Raw genomic sequence first — 2,289 nt, forward strand, 5'->3', positions numbered from 1 at the left:
CTCATAACATGGTCAATACTGTCTACAATTGCCTTGATATTTTTAAAGCATTGTTCAGCCTGCTCTGTTACACCACCAGCTACCAATTTACCAGATCTTGGATCGATAGGTAATTGAGCTGAAAGATTATTGTAATGAGAGTAAGCTACAGTTTGTGAATATGGACCGATACCTTGTGGCGCATTTTCCGTATTTCTTGCTAATACTGCGTTAAACATATATTTCTCCTTTAAATAAATTCAACGGTCAACTACATGATATTGGATTTTACGACTATAAATAATATATAAAACCATGAAGATATTCATCCAAATTCTTCGGAAAGTTGAAACGCTGTTTCATAAATATATAATATCACATATTTTGTATTTATCAAGCTTTTTTGAAACATTGTTTCAAGTTTTTTTACTAAACGTTTTCATCATATACCTCAAATATCCTCAAAAGCTTGAAATATCAACTAAACCGGCCAGTGATTACGGCCGGTTTTATTTTTTGAATTTTGATTGAAATGACTAAAAAAATACAGACAATCATCTCAAAATAGCTGATTATCTGTATTTTACCTATTCTAATAATAATGTGAAATTTTTAATCACCGTCAATCAAATTCCCGAGAGTACCTAGCAAACTTCCTTCCCCTGTAGACTTTCCTCCCATTGATTTAGCACTTCCTATTATTCGGTCAGCCAGTCTAGAGAATGGCAACGACTGCAACCATACATGACCAGGACCCTTTAAAGTAGCAAAGAATAATCCCTCGCCTCCAAATACAGCACTCTTTATATTGCCTACGAATTGAATATCGTAATCAACATCCTTAGTGAATGCTACAATACATCCAGTATCAACCTTTAAAGTTTCTCCTGCAGATAGTTCTTTTTCAATAATTGTTCCACCGGCATGAAGAAAAGCAAGACCGTCACCTTCAAGCTTTTGCATGATAAAACCTTCGCCGCCAAATAATCCCTTGCCGATTTTCTTTTGAAATTCTATTCCAACTTTGGTGCCTTTTGCAGCACAGAGGAAAGCATCCTTTTGACAAATTATCCTGTTGTTGTAATCACTCAATTCCAGTGGAACTATTTTCCCTGGATATGGGGCACCAAAAGCAACATGTTGTATGCTTCCACTCAAGTTAGTAAAAGTTGTCATGAACAAGCTTTCACCTGTTATTACTCTCTTTCCTGCGCTCATCAGCTTACCCATAATTCCGGATTCCTTATTTGAACCGTCTCCAAATACAGATTCCATTCCTATACGTTCTTCCATGTAAATCATCCCGCCTGCTTCTGCAACAACAACTTCACCTGGATCCAATTCAACCTCTACAAACTGCAGATCATCTCCATAAAGCTTGTAACTTAATTCATGTGATTTCATAAAATGCTCCTTTTTAGTAACTGTAATTATATTTTCCATCCATTTATGTATACCCTTCTGGCTTTCTAAAATTCAATATTAAGAAAATTTAAAATCCGATATTTATAGCATAAACTTCGTTTAACATTACTGACTTGTTAGAAAACTAACAAACTCATCCTTTGTCATACAATTGAAATATGCATCGATTTCTATTGATTCAAGACTATTAATAATGTCTTCCTTTTTAAGTTTCGTACCCTTTAAAAGGTCTTCAAGTACATGAAGCTTTTCAGCCGTGAAAAAATCTCCAAATATCTTACAATCGTCAATCTTTCCATCTACAATATTCATTTTCATATCAATAAGACCACAGGTGAACTTCTCAAGCTTTTCCACCTCGTATTTTGGAGAATTCCCCCAATTCCAGTCCCAGGTGCTGAATTGTTCCTTAACCTTTTTGTTCAATTCCTCCAACACTTCCTCAGGAAGAATATACTCTTCAATATTATTGGTATTACTGAACTGCTCAAGCAGAAAATCTCTGAATTCATATATTTCCATATCCTTTGACATGTAATCAACAATATTTCCAACCCTGCTTCTTACGGATTTGATGCCTTTGGATTTGATTTTAAGTTCCTTCACCCTCAATGACTTGACAAGGTTGGACATGTCTGCATTGAACAAGAGAGTTCCATGGTGGAGTATTCTTCCATTCTTGAAGCACTGTGCATTTCCAGATATCTTTTTTTCATCTATCTGAATATCGTTTCTGCCAGTTAAAACTGCATTGACTCCAAGCTCTTTCAATGCATCGATGACAGGTTTGGTGAATTTCTCAAAATTGTTTACATCTTCTTTTCCCGCCTTGTGTACAAAGGAATAGTTCAAGTTTCCAGAATCATGGTATACAGCACCTCCGCC

The 2,289-nt window shown here is 35.5% G+C and carries 3 protein-coding genes; all 3 read right to left on the reverse strand.

Going from position 1 to position 2,289, the window contains the following annotated elements; translation table 11 throughout:
• The coding region (locus tag AC3AX0_RS11830; RefSeq protein WP_487550485.1) for a Rid family hydrolase at positions 1-218 on the reverse strand (218 nt) is incomplete at its 3' end.
• 373 nt (positions 219-591) lie between these two features.
• The gene (locus tag AC3AX0_RS11835) at positions 592-1,383 is read right to left on the reverse strand and encodes a TIGR00266 family protein (protein ID WP_487550486.1); all 792 of its coding nucleotides are present in this window, start codon (positions 1,381-1,383) and stop codon (positions 592-594) included.
• 126 nt (positions 1,384-1,509) lie between these two features.
• The coding region (gene lplA, locus AC3AX0_RS11840) for a lipoate--protein ligase (RefSeq protein WP_487550487.1) at positions 1,510-2,289 on the reverse strand (780 nt) is incomplete at its 5' end.

Source organism: Dethiosulfatibacter sp. (assembly GCF_983023055.1).